At 73.0% G+C, this 16,028-nt stretch carries 15 protein-coding genes; 6 read left to right on the top strand and 9 right to left on the bottom strand.

The window, feature by feature from the left end:
- The first annotated feature begins 411 nt into the window (after positions 1-411).
- Positions 412-705: a hypothetical protein gene (locus IE239_RS39385; protein WP_190154252.1), complete on the top strand. Its 294-nt coding sequence runs from the start codon at positions 412-414 to the stop codon at positions 703-705.
- Between the two features lie 42 nt (positions 706-747).
- Here the strand turns inward: IE239_RS39385 and IE239_RS39380 are convergent, their stop codons facing one another.
- Together IE239_RS39380 and IE239_RS39375 are read right to left on the bottom strand one after the other, a co-directional pair.
- Entirely contained in the window at positions 748-1,521 is a 774-nt protein-coding gene (locus IE239_RS39380) for a hypothetical protein (RefSeq protein ID WP_229878722.1), read from the bottom strand.
- Positions 1,518-3,194: a serine/threonine-protein kinase gene (locus IE239_RS39375; protein ID WP_190154251.1), complete on the bottom strand. Its 1,677-nt coding sequence runs from the start codon at positions 3,192-3,194 to the stop codon at positions 1,518-1,520. The genes IE239_RS39380 and IE239_RS39375 overlap by 4 nt, the downstream gene beginning before the upstream one ends.
- A 547-nt stretch (positions 3,195-3,741) precedes the next feature.
- Here IE239_RS39375 and IE239_RS39370 point away from each other — a divergent pair.
- Positions 3,742-4,479 (top strand): flavodoxin family protein, encoded by a 738-nt coding sequence (locus IE239_RS39370; protein WP_190154250.1) that lies wholly within the window; start codon positions 3,742-3,744, stop codon positions 4,477-4,479.
- A 51-nt stretch (positions 4,480-4,530) separates the two neighbouring features.
- Here the strand turns inward: IE239_RS39370 and IE239_RS39365 are convergent, their stop codons facing one another.
- Positions 4,531-5,667 carry a S8 family peptidase gene (locus tag IE239_RS39365; protein WP_190154249.1) on the bottom strand — a complete coding sequence of 379 codons (1,137 nt, stop codon included), beginning with the start codon at positions 5,665-5,667 and terminating at the stop codon, positions 4,531-4,533.
- A gap of 113 nt (positions 5,668-5,780) precedes the next feature.
- Positions 5,781-6,596 (bottom strand): IclR family transcriptional regulator domain-containing protein, encoded by an 816-nt coding sequence (locus IE239_RS39360; protein ID WP_190154248.1) that lies wholly within the window; start codon positions 6,594-6,596, stop codon positions 5,781-5,783.
- Between the two features lie 207 nt (positions 6,597-6,803).
- Here IE239_RS39360 and IE239_RS39355 point away from each other — a divergent pair, with 207 nt between their 5' ends.
- The 3 genes from IE239_RS39355 (at position 6,804) to IE239_RS39345 (ending at position 10,754) form a co-directional block, all read left to right on the top strand.
- A complete protein-coding gene (locus IE239_RS39355) occupies positions 6,804-7,889 on the top strand; it encodes a homoserine dehydrogenase (RefSeq protein WP_190154247.1) in 1,086 nt (361 codons plus the stop codon).
- A complete protein-coding gene (locus IE239_RS39350; protein WP_229878720.1) occupies positions 7,882-9,339 on the top strand; it encodes an aldehyde dehydrogenase family protein in 1,458 nt (485 codons plus the stop codon). The genes IE239_RS39355 and IE239_RS39350 overlap by 8 nt, the downstream gene beginning before the upstream one ends.
- Positions 9,340-9,410: 71 nt before the next feature.
- Positions 9,411-10,754: an aspartate ammonia-lyase gene (locus IE239_RS39345; protein ID WP_190154254.1), complete on the top strand. Its 1,344-nt coding sequence runs from the start codon at positions 9,411-9,413 to the stop codon at positions 10,752-10,754.
- On the opposite strand, the gene IE239_RS39340 is transcribed toward IE239_RS39345, so the two are convergent.
- The 5 genes from IE239_RS39340 to IE239_RS39320 form a co-directional block, all read right to left on the bottom strand.
- Complete coding sequence (locus IE239_RS39340) at positions 10,732-11,175, bottom strand: Lrp/AsnC family transcriptional regulator (RefSeq protein ID WP_190154246.1); 444 nt, start codon at positions 11,173-11,175, stop codon at positions 10,732-10,734. The genes IE239_RS39345 and IE239_RS39340 overlap by 23 nt on opposite strands.
- Positions 11,176-11,253: 78 nt before the next feature.
- On the bottom strand, positions 11,254-12,045 hold the full coding sequence (locus tag IE239_RS39335) for a cyclase family protein (protein ID WP_190154245.1): 792 nt from the start codon (positions 12,043-12,045) through the stop codon (positions 11,254-11,256).
- Positions 12,042-12,779: an HAD hydrolase-like protein gene (locus IE239_RS39330; RefSeq protein WP_190154244.1), complete on the bottom strand. Its 738-nt coding sequence runs from the start codon at positions 12,777-12,779 to the stop codon at positions 12,042-12,044. The genes IE239_RS39335 and IE239_RS39330 overlap by 4 nt, the downstream gene beginning before the upstream one ends.
- Positions 12,776-14,221, bottom strand: a complete 1,446-nt coding sequence (locus IE239_RS39325; protein ID WP_190154243.1) for an amino acid permease — start codon at positions 14,219-14,221, stop codon at positions 12,776-12,778. Before IE239_RS39325 ends, IE239_RS39330 begins: the two co-directional genes overlap by 4 nt.
- Before the next feature lie 184 nt (positions 14,222-14,405).
- A complete protein-coding gene (locus IE239_RS39320) occupies positions 14,406-14,891 on the bottom strand; it encodes a hypothetical protein (RefSeq protein WP_229878719.1) in 486 nt (161 codons plus the stop codon).
- 124 nt (positions 14,892-15,015) lie between these two features.
- Between IE239_RS39320 and IE239_RS39315 the strand changes: the two genes are divergently transcribed.
- Complete coding sequence (locus IE239_RS39315) at positions 15,016-15,855, top strand: IclR family transcriptional regulator (RefSeq protein ID WP_190154242.1); 840 nt, start codon at positions 15,016-15,018, stop codon at positions 15,853-15,855.
- The last annotated feature ends 173 nt before the right edge of the window (positions 15,856-16,028 follow it).

Below are 16,028 nucleotides of genomic sequence, written 5' to 3'. Positions count from 1 at the left end.
AAGCCACGGATTCCCGACCGAACCCCGTGCCGCGTAGCGGCACAGCAACGATCGAGAAGGCCAGAATCCTCGGGCTTCAGCCCGAGGTGCAAGTCAAGAACGGCACCACGGCTCGGACAGCACCGTCGAAGAGCGCCCGTGGGTCATCCATTGGTACAGCCGGGACCAGTTCGAGAAGCTGGCCACGGCCGCGGGCCTCGCGGTGGCCACGGTGACCGATCCGAACAGCGGGCCCGCCCCAGCTGTTGCCCCCGACCTGCTCCACTTCAGGCTCCGAGCCGTCTGACCCGTCCGCGATGGTTCGGGGGCAACGGTCGGCAGGAGGAGAGGCGGACGACACGGCGGCCGAACGGCGTCGGCCGAACGTGAAGAGCGTCGGCTGAACAGTGGACACCGGGGTACACGGTCGCCATGGCACCGAAGACTGATCACGTCGTTACCCTGCGGGCCGTGCGGCAGCTGCGCCGGATCCGCGCCTTCTACGCGGCAGGAGTCCTGTTGTGGACGGCCGCGGCGGCCTGGACGGGATGGACCCGTCCCGCAAGCCGGCAGATGTGGGTCTCCGCACTGCTCCTCGCGGTCTTCACGGGCCTGTTGGTGACGGCCTCCCTGTGGCTGCAACGCCTCCGGCCCGCCGTGTCGAACGGGCCGACGCACCACGCCGCACGGCGGCACGCGGTCGCCCCTCGCCACGCCAGCGCCTGAGCCCGAGGACCGCGGCCACCCGTCACGCGGGCTCGACTGCCGTCAGGGACAGTCGTACGTGAGGTGGGTGACGACCGTGCGGTCGACGGGGGAGAGGACATGCAGCTCGGCCCGGGCCGCGTAGTGACCCTCGCCCTGGAAGGTCCACAGCAGGTGCACGCGGGCCTGCTTCCGGCCACGGACCACCACTTCCCGCAGTACGCCCGAGGCCGTGCCGTCGCTGCGGGTCCAGCGGTACGAGAGTGTGCCCGGACGGCCGTTGGTGGCGATGAGGCCGACGATGTCCGCGGTCTCGCCGCACCCCAGAGCGGTCGGCCGGGCCGTGACCCGCACCGAGCCCGCCGCGAGGGACGGCCCGAGGCGCTGCCAGGCGAGGAACGCGATGACGCAGATCAGCACCAGCGCGGGCAGGGCATGTCTGCGAGGGCGCCGGCGTGAGGGCGCGGGAGGCGGCGCCAGGGCGGGCAGCGTCCTGTCGGTCCGTCGTGCGACGGCGGCGGTCACACCCGGACCGAAACGCAGCACGGTGCCTTCGGCACGATCCGGTGTGACCGTCCGCTCGGGCGTCCACATCCGCGTCGTCCCCGCCGGCGGTTCCAGGATCTGTGTCGAGGGCTGCTCGACGAGGGTGGCGTCCGGCTCGTACGGCCTCTGGATCCAGTGGCTGGCCAGCACGGTGGCGCTGTACTCGGCGTCGGCGTCGGCGTCGACCGGGCCGGGATCCGGGCCAGGGCCGCGCACGTCGGACGGACCGGGCGTCCTGGTGGGCTCGAGGTCCTCCGCGGCTGCGAGGGTGCGGTCGTCGGGCGCGGTCATCGGATCTCACACTGCCTGGTCAGAAGCCGCTGGGAGCCGCCGCCGTCGGCGGAGGCAGGGGTGGTGGCGGCCGCTACGGACCAGTAGCAGCCGGTGTTCCGGAACGTGTGCTCGACGGTGAGGGTGTACTGGGTGGCGCCGCTTCGCCGGAAGGTCTGGGACACGCCGTCCGGGCTCCCGGGCCCCCTGCCGATGTCGCTGGTGGACCACGACACGGTGAGGGTGAGCGGGCCGGTTCCGTCCGCCGTGACGGTGATGGTCGCCGTGGCGGTCGTCGAGCCCGTCTGCCGGAAGTCGGTCACCGCGACGGCCTTGACGGCGGGAGCGGGCGGCGCGGTCGGGGAGGCGGTCGTCGGCGTCGGCTCGGTGGCCGGCCCGCCGGGCGTCGTCGTCTCCAGGGGCGGATCCGCCGTGGCGGACGCCGAGGGCTCGCCGGCGCCGGTGCTCTCGCTCGCCGGGCCGGAGTCCGAAGGGCCGGGCGACGCGGACGACGCGGACGGCGACGCGGACGGCGACGCGGTGGACGTCGGGGACGCAGAGGAGGGCGCCGACGCGGTCGGAGCGTCGGACCCTCCCGGCTGCGCGGCGGGCTGGGCGCTGGTGGTGGCCAGGGCCTGGGCCGCCTGTTGCGGAGTCACTCCCGGGGCGTGCGGGAGGTTGTAGGACAGCAGGACGCCCAGGATCACGGCCGCACCGGACACCAGCATCCCCGGACGCCCGGGAAGCCATGACCGTGCCCGGCCGAGGGCCGGTGTCCGGCTCAGGACCGTGCGCGCGGTGTCCGTGGTGGAGCGCGGGGCGCTGCGGGCCGACGGCAGCAGCAGCGGTACCAGAGCCACCAGCGCGGCGAGCCGGCCGCGGCCGCGTTCTTCCCAGTCGGGCCCGTAGGCGGCGCCGGCGGCCGCCTCCAGTTCCGTGACGAAGGCCTCGGCGTGTGCCGGTCGTTCCGCCGGGTCCTTGGCGAGGCCGCGCCGCACCAGGTCTCGCACCGCCTCGGGGGCCTCGTCGGCGGGGATCGGCGCGTCGACGTGCTGCAGGGCGAGTTCGGCGAGGTTGCCGCCCGAGTACGGCCGGTGGCTCGTCAGACACTCGAAGAACGTGGCGGTGGCCGCGTACACGTCGGCGGCGGGAGAGGCGGGGGCGCCGGTCCACTGCTCCGGGGCCATGTAGGACGGCGTGCCCGCCGCGCCGGCGCTGGCGCCGACGTCCACCGCGATCCCGAAGTCGACGAGCCTGGACGACCCGTCGGGCACGACCAGGACGTTCTCCGGCTTGTAGTCACGGTGGACGACGCCGAGGCGGTGCGCGTCGGCCAGACCGAGCAGCGATCCCTTCAGGATCACGAGAGCGGCCTCGGGGTCGAGCGGGGCCGCCCTGGTCAGCAGGGTTCGCAGCGAGACGCCGTCCACCAGCTCCATCACGATGGCGGCGCCGTCCGGACTCTCCACGTACTCGTACAACTCGGCGACGTAGGAGCTCTCCAGTCCGCCGAGCAGCCGCGCCTCCGCCCTGAACCCGTGCACGAAGCCCGGCCGGGTGCGCAGCGACTCGCTGAGGTACTTGACCGCGACCGGAACACCGGTCTCCTCGTGCACGGCCAGGACGACCCGCCCGCTCGCCCCTGCCCCGAGCTCCAGCGACTCGGAGTATCCGGGCACTGCCCATGTGTCCATTTCATCCCCCCTGAGGCGGCCGCGCGGCCCGGCCGTCGTCCTCCGAGCATCGAGCCACGCGTGGGAAGACACATTTTCGGCCACCGCGGTTGCGGTGCGAGGCCATGGTCTCGCACCCGTCGGCCGCCGGATGTCTCCGGGGCGAGAAAAAGGAGGATCGTGATCCTCCGGTCGCAGGCCACTGGGTGTACCGCCGTGAGGACGGCGGGTGGAGGGTGGCCCACCGCCACGGTGACACGGTGACGGGTGACGGTGCGCGACTGCCGCGGCGCCGGACTGCGGAGCCCGCCACCGGGCGTCCGACGCGCGGCCCGCGGGTCGGTCCGCGATCAAGGTGGCGGGGCCTTCGGTCGGGCCGGGGCGCTCGGCCGGCGTGGGCGGGAGCGGCCCGCGGGCTCGCCGCGATCACCCGTCCGGCTCCGGGGGCACGTGCCGTTCGGCCGTTCGGAGGCCCTGTGGTGGCGGCCGCCGGGGACGGCCCGCAGGCTTGATCCGTATGCGACGCGCCGCCGGGTTTCGAGGCGGCGGCGAACTCTTGGAGGATCGTGTGACCGCTTCGTCGCCCCCGAGCGACACGCCCCCGGCCCGGTACGACGACCTGCGGGCCCTGGTCGTCAACTGCACCCTGAAACGCTCGCCGGAGACGAGCAACACCCAGGGGCTGATCGACCGGAGCACCGCCGTCCTGGGCGCCCAGGGGGTACGCGTCGACGTCGTGAGGGCGGTTGATCACGACATCGCCACCGGCGTGTGGCCCGACATGACCGAGCACGGCTGGAAGACGGATGCCTGGCCGGACCTGTACCGGCAGGTGATGGCGGCCGACATCCTCGTGCTGGCCGGCCCGATCTGGCTGGGCGACAACAGCTCGGTGATGAAGCGGGTCGTCGAACGCCTCTACGCCTGCTCCAGTCTGCTCAACGAGGCCGGTCAGTACGCCTACTACGGCCGGGTCGGCGGCTGCCTGATCACCGGGAACGAGGACGGCGTCAAGCACTGCGCTATGAACGTCCTCTACAGCCTCCAGCACCTGGGATACACCATCCCTCCCCAGGCGGACGCGGGATGGATCGGCGAGGCGGGGCCCGGCCCCTCCTACCTCGACCCCGGCTCGGGGGGCCCGGAGAACGACTTCACCAACCGCAACACCACGTTCATGACCTGGAACCTCCTTCACCTGGCGCGGGCACTGAAGGACCTGGGCGGCATTCCCGCCTACGGCAACCAGCGCACCGCCTGGGACGCGGGCTGCCGCCACGACTACGAGAACCCCGAGCACCGATAGCGAAGCGGCCATGAACAGGCGAGGGAGCGGCGCCGGCCCGACCGGACCGGGTCAGAGGCCGCCGGTGTTGAGCAGCCGGTTGGGAGTGTCGGAGCGCACGCCGTGCACGACGCCACGGGTGGCCGTGTGGTCGAGCCAGACGTGGACCTCCTTGGCCGTGGCATGGGGGTGGGCCGACAGGTACAGCGCGATCACGCCGGTCGCGTGCGGCGCGGCCCACGACGTCGCGCCGCCGTTCTCCGTGACGGTGCCGCCGCCGGCGAGCGCGGCGGTCACCTTCTGGCCGGGGGCGTACAGGTCCACGCACCGTCCGTACCCCGAACCGTAGGAGCCGCCGTCGCTCCACGGGCGGTCGTTCGACGTGGAGGCCGCCACGACGATCGTGCCGGGGACGCCGGCCGGGGAGTGCCTGCACGCGTCGTCATGGAAGTTGCCGGCCGACACCACGGTCGGGATGCCCGCGTCGACCATCTTCTTCACGGCGGACTCCACTACCGCCGACCGGTGGTCGAGGTTGAGTGACATGTTCACCACCGCGGGCTTCTGCGCGTGCGCGGTGACCCACTTGACCGACTTCACCAGCGCGGCCTCGGCGGCGGCGGCAGAACCGCCGCCGCCGCTCTCGCACAGCACGCCCTGCACCCGGACGAGCTCCGCCCTGGGCGCGACACCGTACTTCGCCCCGCCGATGACGCCCGCGACGAACGTGCCGTGGCCGATCCCCTCCTCGCTGAAACAGTCGCCGGAGTCCTTCGCACCCACGAAGTCGGCTCCCAGGCGGGCACGTCCGCCGAACTCCTTGTGGGCGACGTCCATCCCCGTGTCGATCACGTAGACGTGGACGCCCTTGCCCGTGGCGGTGGTGGTGAGCTTCCCGTTCAGCGGCCGCGACCGCTGGTCCAGAATGTCCAGGTTCCACGGCACGTGCCGGGTGAGGGGGGCCGCCGCGCCGCCCGCCGCCCCGGACAAGGTCCCCACGGTGCCCGGAGCCCCGGGCGCCGCATCGGACGACAGCCCGTCCCCGGCGGACGTCACGGACTCCTTCCCCTGCGCGGGCCGCGTCTTCCCGTGCGCGGGTCCCGGGCCGCCGTCCGCGGCAGTCGCGCCGGCCTTCCCGCCACAGGCCGAGGCCCCGAGCACCGTCACGACGGTCACCACCGCCAGACCGGCCTTCGTCACGTTCCGCATCACGACGTTCCCCCACATTCCTGGCTCGCACACGTTCAGCGCACAAGACGACCACGGCCGACGAGCGGTTCCGCCGGACGGGAGGAGGCGCGCGCCGGGTGCGCGACAGACCGCTACCGCGGTCGCGGCGCGTCGAGTTCGCCGAACGCTTCGGCCAGCGCGGCCGCGGCCGCCGTCAGATCGGTGCGGACCGTCTCCTCCCGGGGCAGCAGGTCCTGCTCCCTGCCGACGATCGAGAGGGCGGCCCTGATGCGTCCGTCGCCGTCGCGCACCGCAACGGCGTACTCGGTGACGCCGTGCTCGAACTCCCCGTGCGCGGCGACGACGCCGCGTCGGCGGTCGCGGTCGTTGGCGGCGGCGAGTTCCTCGGCGCTGTGGGCCGCGTTGGGACCGCCGACGCCGATCAGCTCGTAGTCGTCCAGCAGGACCGTGATCTCCTCGGTGGTGTGGTCCAGGAGGAGAGCCCGTCCGGCGCCGGTGCACCAGCACGGAGTGACGAGACTCGCCCGGCCCTGCCACTCCTGGGCGAAGCCGGCGCCGGACTCGGCGCGCAGCAACCGGACCTGGACGCCGTCGCGCACGGAGAGCCGTGCGCCGGCGCCGTGCGCCACCGCCATACGGCGCAGGAGCGGGCGGCTGCGGCGGAGCAGGCCCGGGTGCAACGACGCGGCCGTGGTGAAGAAGGCGTTGCCGGCGCGCAGCGTCGAGTCCTCGCCGCGTTCCAGGAACCCCTTGTCGCACAGGTCCTGAGTGGTGCGCGACGCCTTGCTGCGTTCGATGCCGACCTCGTCGGCGAGCCTGCTGACGTTGAAGCCGGTGCGGCCGGAGGCCTCGCGGTCCAGCACGGTGTTGACCACGCGCAGGGCCATACGCAGCGAGGAGGCCGTTCCCGGGCTCGACTGCGCGGGGGAGGGGCCGTTGGTCGTCACCTGCGCACTATAGGACAGCCGGTGATCAGTGGGCCCGGACGGCGGTCGCCGGACGGGCGACCCGGACGCAGGACAAGCGGCAGCGGCCCGTGCGGATCGCCGGTCTCCACGGACGTTTCGGCATGGCCGAAGTGACCCGTCGGGGAGCGACGCTGTGCCTGGTCGCGCTGCCAGAGGGCGGCGCAGAGGGAGAAGGAGGAGGTCCGGATGACCCGGTACGACCTCGCGCTCATCGGATTCGGCGGCGTGAACCGCGCGCTCGCCGAGCTGATCGCCGAACGGGGAGACACGCTGGAGGCCGAACTCGGCTTCGGGCTGCGTGTGGTGGCCATCACCGACCTGCGCGCCGGTTCGCTCGTGTGCACGGACGGCGGTGCGATCGACCTCGCGCCGCTGCTCGCCGTCGCCCCCGGCGAACTGGACTTCTCGGGGCTTGCGGGCGGCAGCCCGGACCCCCGCAACGAGTGGGTGATCCGCGAGGCGCCCGCCGACATCGTGGCCGAAGCCACCTTCACCAACCCCGCGGACGGCGAGCCCGCGCTCTCGCACGTGCGATGGGCGATCGAGGCCGGCAAGCACGTGTGCACCACCAACAAGGGGCCGGTCGCGCTGCACGGCCGCGCTCTGCAGGAGCTGGCGCGCCGGCACGGCGTGTGCTTCGAGTTCGAGGGAACGGTCATGTCGGGCACCCCGGTGCTGCGCACCGCGCGCCGCATGTTCGGCGGACTGGCCGTCCACGGCTTCGAAGGCGTCATGAACGGCACCTCCAACTACGTCCTCGGCCGCGTGGAGTCCGGACTGTCGTTCGCCGACGCCGTCGCCGAGGCCCAGGCCCTGGGGTACGCCGAAGCCGACCCGACGGCGGACATCGAAGGACACGACGTCCAGCTGAAGGTCATGATCCTCGCCAACGAGGTGCTCGGCGCCGACCTGCGGCGCGCGGACGTGCCGTGCACCGGGCTCTCCGCCCTGACCGCCGACGACGTCCGCCGGGCCGCGGCCGAAGGGCTGCGCTGGAAGCTGGTCGGCTCCGCCGCCCGCCGCCCCGACGGCACGGTCGAGGCCCGCGTCGCGCCGGTCGCGCTGCCCGCCGAACACCCGCTCGCCGGGGTCTGCGGCCCCGTCAACGCCGTCGCCTTCCACACCGACCTGCTGGGCGCCGTCACGGTCGCCGGCCCCGGCGCCGGGCGCGTCGAGACGGCGTACGCCCTGCTGTCGGACGTCCTCGCCGTCCACGAGCGGACCGCGAACCTCGCGGGCGCCGAGCTCCTCCAGGAGGCAGGCCGTGGCTGACACCGTCCTGAGCGCCGCCGCGACGGCCGCGGCGAGCACCGATCTGACCACCCACGAGCAGGTGGGCGACGGCATGGCCGTCGTGCGCAACCCCTTCGACGGCGAGACCATCGGCTCGGTGTGCCTCACCCCGCTCACCGCCGTGGACGACGTCCTGCGGCGGGCCCGCGAGGGACGGGAGAAGGCCCGGGGGCTCTCCCGCGCCGCCCGGGCCGCCGTGCTCGACGGCGCGGCCGCGCTGATCGAGGAACGCGCCGAGTCGTTCGCCCGGCTGATCGTCGCCGAGGCCGGCAAGACCCTGGCCCAGGCCCGCAAGGAGACCGCCCGCGCGGTCAACACCCTGCGTCTGTCGGCCGCCGAGGCGCGCCGCAACGCGGGCGAGGTGGTGCCCTTCGACGCCTACGCGGGATCGGAGGGACGGCTGGGCTGGTTCACCCGCGAACCGCTCGGCCTCATCGCCGCGGTCACGCCGTACAACGACCCGCTCAACCTCGTCGCGCACAAGCTCGGGCCGGCGATCGCGGGCGGCAACGCGGTCCTGCTCAAACCGTCGCTGCTCACTCCGCTGTCCGCACTGCGGCTGGTCGACACGCTGGTCGAGGCGGGGCTGCCCGAGGAAGTGGTGACCGTGGTCAACGGCGGCGCGGAACTGGGGGCCGCCGTGGTGGCCGCGCCGGAGGTGCGCATGGTGTCCTTCACCGGCGGTTTCCGAACCGGTGAGGCCATCGCGCGCTCGGCCGGTCTGAAGAAGCTCGCCATGGACCTGGGCGGCAACGCACCGGTCATCGTGCTGGCCGACGCCGACCTGGACGCGGCGGTGGAGGCCTGCGTGTCCGGTGCGTTCTGGGCGGCCGGACAGAACTGCATCGGCACCCAGCGCATCCTCGTCGAGCGCGCCGTGTACACGGCGTTCCGGGACGCCTTCGTCGAGCGGACGCGGCTGCTGCGCGCCGGGGACCCCGCGGACGGACGCACCGACGTCGGCCCCATGATCAGCGAGCGGGCGGCGGTCGCCGCCGAGGCCACGGTCGACGCCGCGCTCGCCGAGGGCGCGCGGCTGCTGTGCGGACACGAGCGGCACGGCAGCCTGTACACCCCGACCGTGCTGGAGGACGTGCCCGGGGGCTCCGCCCTGTGGCGTGAGGAGGCGTTCGCGCCGGTCGTCGTGCTCCAGGCGGTCGACTCCTTCGAGGAGGCCGTGGAGCGGGCCAACGAGATCGACTTCAGCCTGCACGCCGGAGTCTTCACGGGTTCGCTGGACCGGGCGATGGCGGCGGCCCGGCTGCTGGAGGCCGGCGGCGTGATGATCAACGACTCCTCCGACTACCGTTTCGACGCGATGCCCTTCGGCGGCTTCAAGTACGGCAGCATGGGCCGCGAAGGCGTGCGCTTCGCCTACGAGGAGATGACCCAGCCGAAGGTCGTCTGCCTCAACAGGGAGCCGGTGTGAGCGAGTCCCAGGGCGCCCGCGCTGCCCGGAGCGGAACGCGGACGCGGGTCGAGTCCGACGCGCTGGGGGAGATGGCGGTGCCCGCGCAGGCCTACTGGGGGGTGCACACCGCGCGAGCCCTGGAGAACTTCCGCGTCAGCGGCGTCCCCGTCAGCGTCCACCCCCACCTCGTGCGCGCGCTGGCCCAGGTGAAGCACGCCGCGGCCCTGGCCAACGGCGAGATCGGCGTCCTCCAGCCGCACAAGGTGCGGGCGATCGCGGCGGCCTGCCGGGCCGTCGCGGAGGGCCGCCACCACGAGCAGTTCTGCGTGGACGTCGTCCAGGGCGGCGCGGGCACCAGCACCAACATGAACGCCAACGAGGTGATCGCCAACCTCGCGCTCGAGCACCTGGGCCACGCGCGCGGGTCCTACGAGCACCTCGACCCGCTCGACGACGTCAACCGCTGCCAGTCGACCAACGACGCCTACCCCACGGCGCTGCGGCTCGCGATCAGTGCGGCGCTGAGTGAGCTGAGCACGGAACTCGGCATGCTGGCGGCCGAGTTCGCCGCAAAGGGTGCGGAGTTCGCCCATGTGGTCAAGGTCGGCCGCACCCAGTTGCAGGACGCCGTGCCGATGACGCTGGGCCGGGAGTTCACCGCGTTCGCGGTGACGCTCGCCGAGGACGTCAGCAGGATCGGCGAGACACTGCCGCTGCTGGCCGAGACCAACCTCGGAGCGACGGCGATCGGCACCGGCATCGCCGCAGAACCGGGCTACGCCGAGGCCGTCGTACGGCACCTGCAGGCGCTGACCGGACTCGACGTCACACCGGCCGCCGACCTTGTGGAGGCCACCTCGGACACGGGGGTGTTCCTGCTGGTGTCGGGGGTGCTGAAGCGGGCGGCGGTGAAGCTGTCGAAGGTGTGCAGTGATCTGCGGCTGCTCGCCAGCGGACCGCGCGCGGGCCTCGCGGAGATCAACCTGCCGCCGCGTCAGGCCGGTTCGTCGGTGATGCCGGGCAAGGTGAATCCGGTGATCCCCGAAATGGTCAACCAGATCGCGTTCGCGACCGCCGGCGCGGACGTCGCCGTCACCATGGCCGCCGACAACGGGCAGTTGCAGCTGAACGCGTTCGAACCGCTCATCGGACACCTGCTGCTGCAGCACATCGTCTGGCTGACGCACGGCTGCTCGGCGCTGCGCACCCTCTGCGTGGCGGGCATCACCGCCAACGCGGAGCAGCTCTCGCGCGGCGCCGCCGGCGCGGTCGGCGCGGTCACGGCGCTCGCCCCGCGCATCGGGCACGAGGCCGCCGCCGAGGTGGCCCGGCAGGCGTCGCGGACCGGGGCCGAGGTGGTCGACGTCGTCGTCGAGCGCGGGCTGCTGGACCGGGCGACCGCGCTGCGGCTCATGGCCGCCGCGGCCGGCTGACGACCCGGGACAGCGCCAGCGCCGTCACCGTGTCCCGTACACCGGGCATCTGGGCAATCTGCTCCCAGATGCCCTGTACGCGTTCCAGGGAGGCGGCCTCCACACTCACCAGCAGGTCGAACTGGCCGCTGAGGACGTCGCAGGAGACCACTTCGGGGATGCGTCTGAGCGCGGCGAGGACCTCCCCGCCGCGCATCCGGTCCTCCCGGTAGACCAGGACGTGCGCGGCCACCGTCCCCCGCTCCTGCCCGCACGACGGACGGACGATCGTGTAACCGCCGATGTGCCCCTGCCGCTCCAGGCGCTCGACGCGCTGGCGCACGGCGTTGCGGGAGAGCCGCACGCGCTGGCCCAGTTCGGCGTGGGAGATCCGTGCGTTGCGGGTGAGTTCGGCGATGATCTGTTCGTCGATGGCGTCCATGACGTGGCTGTCTCCTGACTGGCGAAAGGCTCCGGTGGCCGTGGGCCACCGGAGCCGTTGTGTCGGTGCCGAGCTGGTTCAGTCCTGGTGGTGCAGGGCGAAGACGCGGGCGGGGAAGCCCGAACCGCCCTGCGGCTTGGGCCAGGTGGCGACGATCAGCGCACCGGCCTCGGGCACCGCGTCGAGGTTGGCCATCAGCTCGATCTGCCAGCGGTCCCGGCGCAGGACGTAGTTCTCCAGGCCGAAGTCGCCCGCGGAGGTGGCCAGTCCGGGGTCGGTGTCGGTCTGCTCGTGCCCGATCGCGGTGACGCCGGCCTCCTCGAAGAGGTACCGCAGGACCTCGGCGGACCAGCCCGGACAGTGACTCACGCCCGCCTCGTCCTTGTTCGCCATGGCGGCCGGGTCCGGCCAGCGCCGCCCCCAGCCGGTGCGCAGGGCGACGAACGCGCCCTGCGGGATGCGGCCGTGGCGCGCCTCCCAGGCCGCCACGTCGTCCAGGGTCGGCACCGCGTCCGGGTCGGTGGCGACGCGCTCGGCGATGTCGAGGACGACGAGCGGCAGGATCATCTCGTCGACGGGAATCCCGTCCAGCGTGCGGGCGCCGTCCACGAAGTGGACGGGCGGGTCGACGTGTGTGCCCCACTGTCCGACGATCGTGTACAGGTGCACGTTGAAGCCGTCGCCGCGTGACATGTCGAAAGGCATCTCGCGCCTCTCGTCGGGGAAGGCGGCGAAATGCGGCTGGCCGGGATGGAACGCGTGCGTGAGATCGGTGCGGACCGTCGCGCCCATCAGTTCCCGGTGCAGGGCCCACAGCGGCGGTTCGGCGGTGACGGCGGCGGGGGCCGTGACGGCCGTGTTCGGTGTCATGCGTGCTCGTCCTCTTTCCGGATTCCGGGTTCGTCGGCGTGGTCGTCCGCGCCGCTCTCGACGTGGTTCTCCGCGTCGTCCGACAACTCGATCAGTTCGATCAGCTCGGCGGGCCGGGCGACGGAGGCGACCGCACGGGCCGCCTCCCCGGGACCGCCGTACCCCCACCGCACATGGACGGCGGGGATGCCTTCGGCGGCGGCGCTCTCGACGTCGTAGGCGCGGTCGCCGACCATGAGCGGCCGGCGCACGTCGGCGCCGCTCGCCCGCAGGCGGCCGAGGCACTCCCGGATCACCTGCCGCTTCGTCGTACGGCCCGCCTCGTCGCAGACGCCGCAGACGGTCAGCAGCCGGGAGCCGAGGCCGAAGCGGCGAGTCATCAGCTCCGCCTGGTCCTCCACCTTGGAGGTCGCCACGCCCAGGGGCAGTCCGCGCGCGGTCAGGGCGTCGAGCAGTTCGGGGACGCCGTCGTACAGGGCCGCGGCCGACGCGCCGCTGCGGGCGTACGCGGCGCGGTAGGCGGCGAGGGCGGCCCGCGCCACGGGCTCGTCGAGGCCGACGACGTGACGGAAGGTGTCGTACATCGGCGGGCCGACGAAGCCGCGCAGCGTGGCCGCGTCGGGCACGTCGGCCCCGACGGCCCGCAGGGCCTCGGCGACGCAGGCGGTCACGCCCGGAGCGGAGTCCACCAGGGTGCCGTCGAGGTCCAGCAGGACACAGGTGGGCGCCCTCACGAGGTGGCCACCCCGGTACGGCGACGCCCGTGACGCAGCCAGTAGTAGAGGTAGCAGCCCGCGACGAAGGGGACGCCGAAGTACAGGGCGGTGGCCTGTGCCGGGTCCAGTGCGATGCCGATGAGCGAGGCGAGGCACAGGACGAACGCCAGCACCGGCACGACCGGGTAGAACGGGGTCCGGTAGGGCAGGGAGCCCGGGTCGCCGCCCGCGCGGACGAAGGCCCGGCGGTGGAAGAACTGCGCGGCGACGATGGACATCCAGACCCCGACCGCGGCGAATCCGGCGATCGACACGAGCACCAGGTAGACCGTCTCCGGGGCTGCGACGCTGCTCACCAGGGAGGCGAGTCCGCCGAGCATGCTGAGCGACAGCGCGGTCAGGGGGATGCCGCGGCGGCTGAGCCGGCGCAGCGCCTGCGGCGCCTGCTTCTCCTGCGCGAGGGAGAACAGCATGCGGGCACAGGAGTACAGACCGCTGTTGCCGGCCGAGAGCAGCGCCGTGATGATCACGAAGTTCATGGCGTCCGCCGCGTAGGGGATGCCGATCGAGGAGAACACGGTGACGAACGGGCTTTCGTCCAGGCCGACTTCGTCATAGGGGATGGACGCGGCGATCACCGTGATCGCGCCGACGAAGAAGATCAGCAGGCGTACGACGGTGACGCGCAGGGCCTTGGGCACGGCCTCGGCGGGGTTCTCGGTCTCGCCCGCGGCCACACCGATCAGCTCGGATCCGGAGAAGGCGTAGAACGCGGCGAGCACGGTGACCAGGACGCCCGAGAAGCCGTTCGGGAAGAGGCCGTCCGGGGTGTGGAAGTTCGCCAGCAGGAAGGGGTGGGAGCCGCTGGGGGAGAGGGGGTGGAAGCCGGCCAGGGCGGCGCCCCCGAGGACGATGAGCGCGACCACGGCGATGACCTTCACCAGCGAGAACCAGTACTCGGTCTCGCCGAAGACACGGGCCGAGAAGGCGTTCACGCCGAAGACGACGGCCGCGAAGACCATGCACCAGATCCAGACGCTGACACCGGGGAACCAGCGCTGCATCAACAGCCCGCACGCGGTGAACTCCGAGCCGAGGGCTACGGCCCAGGTCAGCCAGTACAGCCAGGCGGTGGCGAAGCCCGTGGCGGGGCCTATGGCGCGGGTGGCGTAGACGTGGAAGGCGCCCGACACGGGGTAGGTGACGGCGAGTTCGCCGAGGCAGGCCATCACCAGCCAGACCACGAACGCGCCCACCAGGTAGGCGAGGACGGCGCCGAGCGGACCGGCCTGGGAGACGGTGAAACCGGAGCTGAGGAAGAGCCCGGAGCCGATGACGCCGCCCATCGCGATCATGACGAGATGGCGGGAACGCATGGTGCGGCGCAGGCCGTCGCCGGGCGGTGGGGAAGCGGAGTCGGCGGCGGCCGGAGCATTGTCCGGTATGGCTGAGACGGACATGGCGGTCTCCTCTGCGGAGCGGAGCGGGGAGAAGCGGACGGGGCGTGGGGGGTGATCGGCACGGCATGGCTGCGGGGTGAGGCCACTTTCGACGGGTGCGGGGTGCGCGTGGGGTCGGTCGCGCACCGACGGGGAGCGGGCGCCCGGTGGGGGCGAGGGGCTCGTGGTGGTCGAGGGCGGCGGGTCAGGCCCGGGAGACGAGGTCCAGCGGGGCGGAGAGCTCGATCACCGGGATCTCCCAGGGGTGGGCGTCGGCGAGCCGCGCGAGGACCTGCGTGAGGGTGTCGTCGTCCGCCGCGGCGTCGACGTACGTGGTGACGGCCAGCGTCGGGGAGAGGAACCGTCCGCCGACCGAGCCCAGTGAGGGGCGGGCGCCGGGCCGGACGGTGAACCCCTCCACTCCGAGGGCCACCTCGAAGACGTCGTCGTAGACGCCGAAGTCCCCCAGTTCGGGCGAGGCCTCCAGGACCCGCAGCAGCGAGGCGAAGGACTCGTCGGCGCGCAGCGCGTCGAGGTCGCCCTTCGCGCAGGCGGCCAGGGTCTCCTGGGCGACCGGCCAGTACACCTTGATCGTCCGGACCGTCCGCCGTAGGACGGCGGCCCGGGCGGCCTCCAGGGCACCCTCCCGGTCCTCTCCGGCGGCTTTCGGCGTGAACGTCGTCGTGGCCATGCGCAGTCATCCCTCGGCAGTCGGCGGTTGATGCAAGGATGCTAGGCGTGCATCAAATGCACGGCAAGATGCAGATGCTGCACAGTTTCAAAAAGGCGGGATGGGGCGAAACGGTGGAGGTACGATGCGGACCGACGGTCACGGGGGCGCGACCCCGGCGAACGCGCACGTCGGCACGGCGGAGGAACCGGTGGACTCGAGCGTGGCGAAGGGCCTGGACGCCCTGACGGCGCTGGCCCGCGGCCCCGCCGGCGGCCGCCCGCGGGCCTCTGCCGCGTCCGCCGCCTCCGTCTCGGAGCTGGCCCGCCGGCTGGGCCGTGACCGCAGCCAGCTGTCCCGCATGCTCACCGCCATGGCCGCCGAGGAATTCGTCGCCCGCGACGACGTCTCGGGCGGCGTCGCCCCGCACTGGCGGCTCTACGCGGCGGCGCGCGACCTCACCGCCCACCGGCTGCGCACGGACGGCCTCACCGCCCTGGAGGGCATGGCGGCCGAGACCGGCGAGAGCTGCTACCTGGGAGTCCTGGTCGGCGACACCACCGTGACCATCGCCGAACGGGTTCCGCCCGGCAGCCGGCAGCTCGGCTCGTGGATCGGCCGCCCGTACCCGGCCTACTGCAGCGACTGCGGACAGGCCCTGCTCAGCGACGCCGACGACGACGAGGTGGCCGCCGTCTTCGCCCGCACGGAGTTCCTGCGCCACGGGCCCGACACACCGACCGGCCTGGACGACTTCCTGCGCCGCCTGGCGGAGACCCGGCGCCGGGGTTACTCGATCGTCGACGAAGAGGCCGAACCCGGCCTGTACTCCGTCGCCGTGCCGGTGCGCGACTTCACCGACGAGGTCGTGGCCGCCGTCCAGGTCGTGGGACCGCGACGACGCCTGCTCCCCCGGACGCAGGAGTGCGCGGCGGCCGCCCTGCGCTGGGGCGGCCGACTCGAGACGGCTCTGCGCGGAGCCTGAGCGGTCCCGTCGGCGAAACGCGCGGAGCGGACGGAGCGCGCGGGCCGGGCGTTGCCGCGGGGCTTGACGGTGCTGAGGGGCGTCGTTAACTTTCGTGATATCCGCAGTCCTGGACACTGTTCACGATGTCGAACGGCTCTGGCGCCCTCTCGAGTCGCCGAGGCAGGCCGTGC

This window comes from Streptomyces humidus (assembly GCF_014649655.1).
Lineage (GTDB): Bacteria > Actinomycetota > Actinomycetes > Streptomycetales > Streptomycetaceae > Streptomyces > Streptomyces humidus.
This window is presented reverse-complemented; position numbering and strand designations above follow the sequence as displayed.

What these genes read in the sequence shown, in the direction of transcription:
- IE239_RS39385 (WP_190154252.1), top strand. Translation starts at nt 412, where the DNA reads ATGGCACCGAAGACTGATCACGTCGTTACCCTGCGGGCCGTGCGGCAG.
- IE239_RS39380 (WP_229878722.1), bottom strand. Translation starts at nt 1,521, where the DNA reads ATGACCGCGCCCGACGACCGCACCCTCGCAGCCGCGGAGGACCTCGAG.
- IE239_RS39375 (WP_190154251.1), bottom strand. Translation starts at nt 3,194, where the DNA reads ATGGACACATGGGCAGTGCCCGGATACTCCGAGTCGCTGGAGCTCGGG.
- IE239_RS39365 (WP_190154249.1), bottom strand. Translation starts at nt 5,667, where the DNA reads ATGCGGAACGTGACGAAGGCCGGTCTGGCGGTGGTGACCGTCGTGACG.
- IE239_RS39355 (WP_190154247.1), top strand. Translation starts at nt 6,804, where the DNA reads ATGACCCGGTACGACCTCGCGCTCATCGGATTCGGCGGCGTGAACCGC.
- IE239_RS39345 (WP_190154254.1), top strand. Translation starts at nt 9,411, where the DNA reads ATGGCGGTGCCCGCGCAGGCCTACTGGGGGGTGCACACCGCGCGAGCC.
- IE239_RS39340 (WP_190154246.1), bottom strand. Translation starts at nt 11,175, where the DNA reads ATGGACGCCATCGACGAACAGATCATCGCCGAACTCACCCGCAACGCA.
- IE239_RS39335 (WP_190154245.1), bottom strand. Translation starts at nt 12,045, where the DNA reads ATGACACCGAACACGGCCGTCACGGCCCCCGCCGCCGTCACCGCCGAA.
- IE239_RS39325 (WP_190154243.1), bottom strand. Translation starts at nt 14,221, where the DNA reads ATGTCCGTCTCAGCCATACCGGACAATGCTCCGGCCGCCGCCGACTCC.
- IE239_RS39320 (WP_229878719.1), bottom strand. Translation starts at nt 14,891, where the DNA reads ATGGCCACGACGACGTTCACGCCGAAAGCCGCCGGAGAGGACCGGGAG.
- IE239_RS39315 (WP_190154242.1), top strand. Translation starts at nt 15,016, where the DNA reads ATGCGGACCGACGGTCACGGGGGCGCGACCCCGGCGAACGCGCACGTC.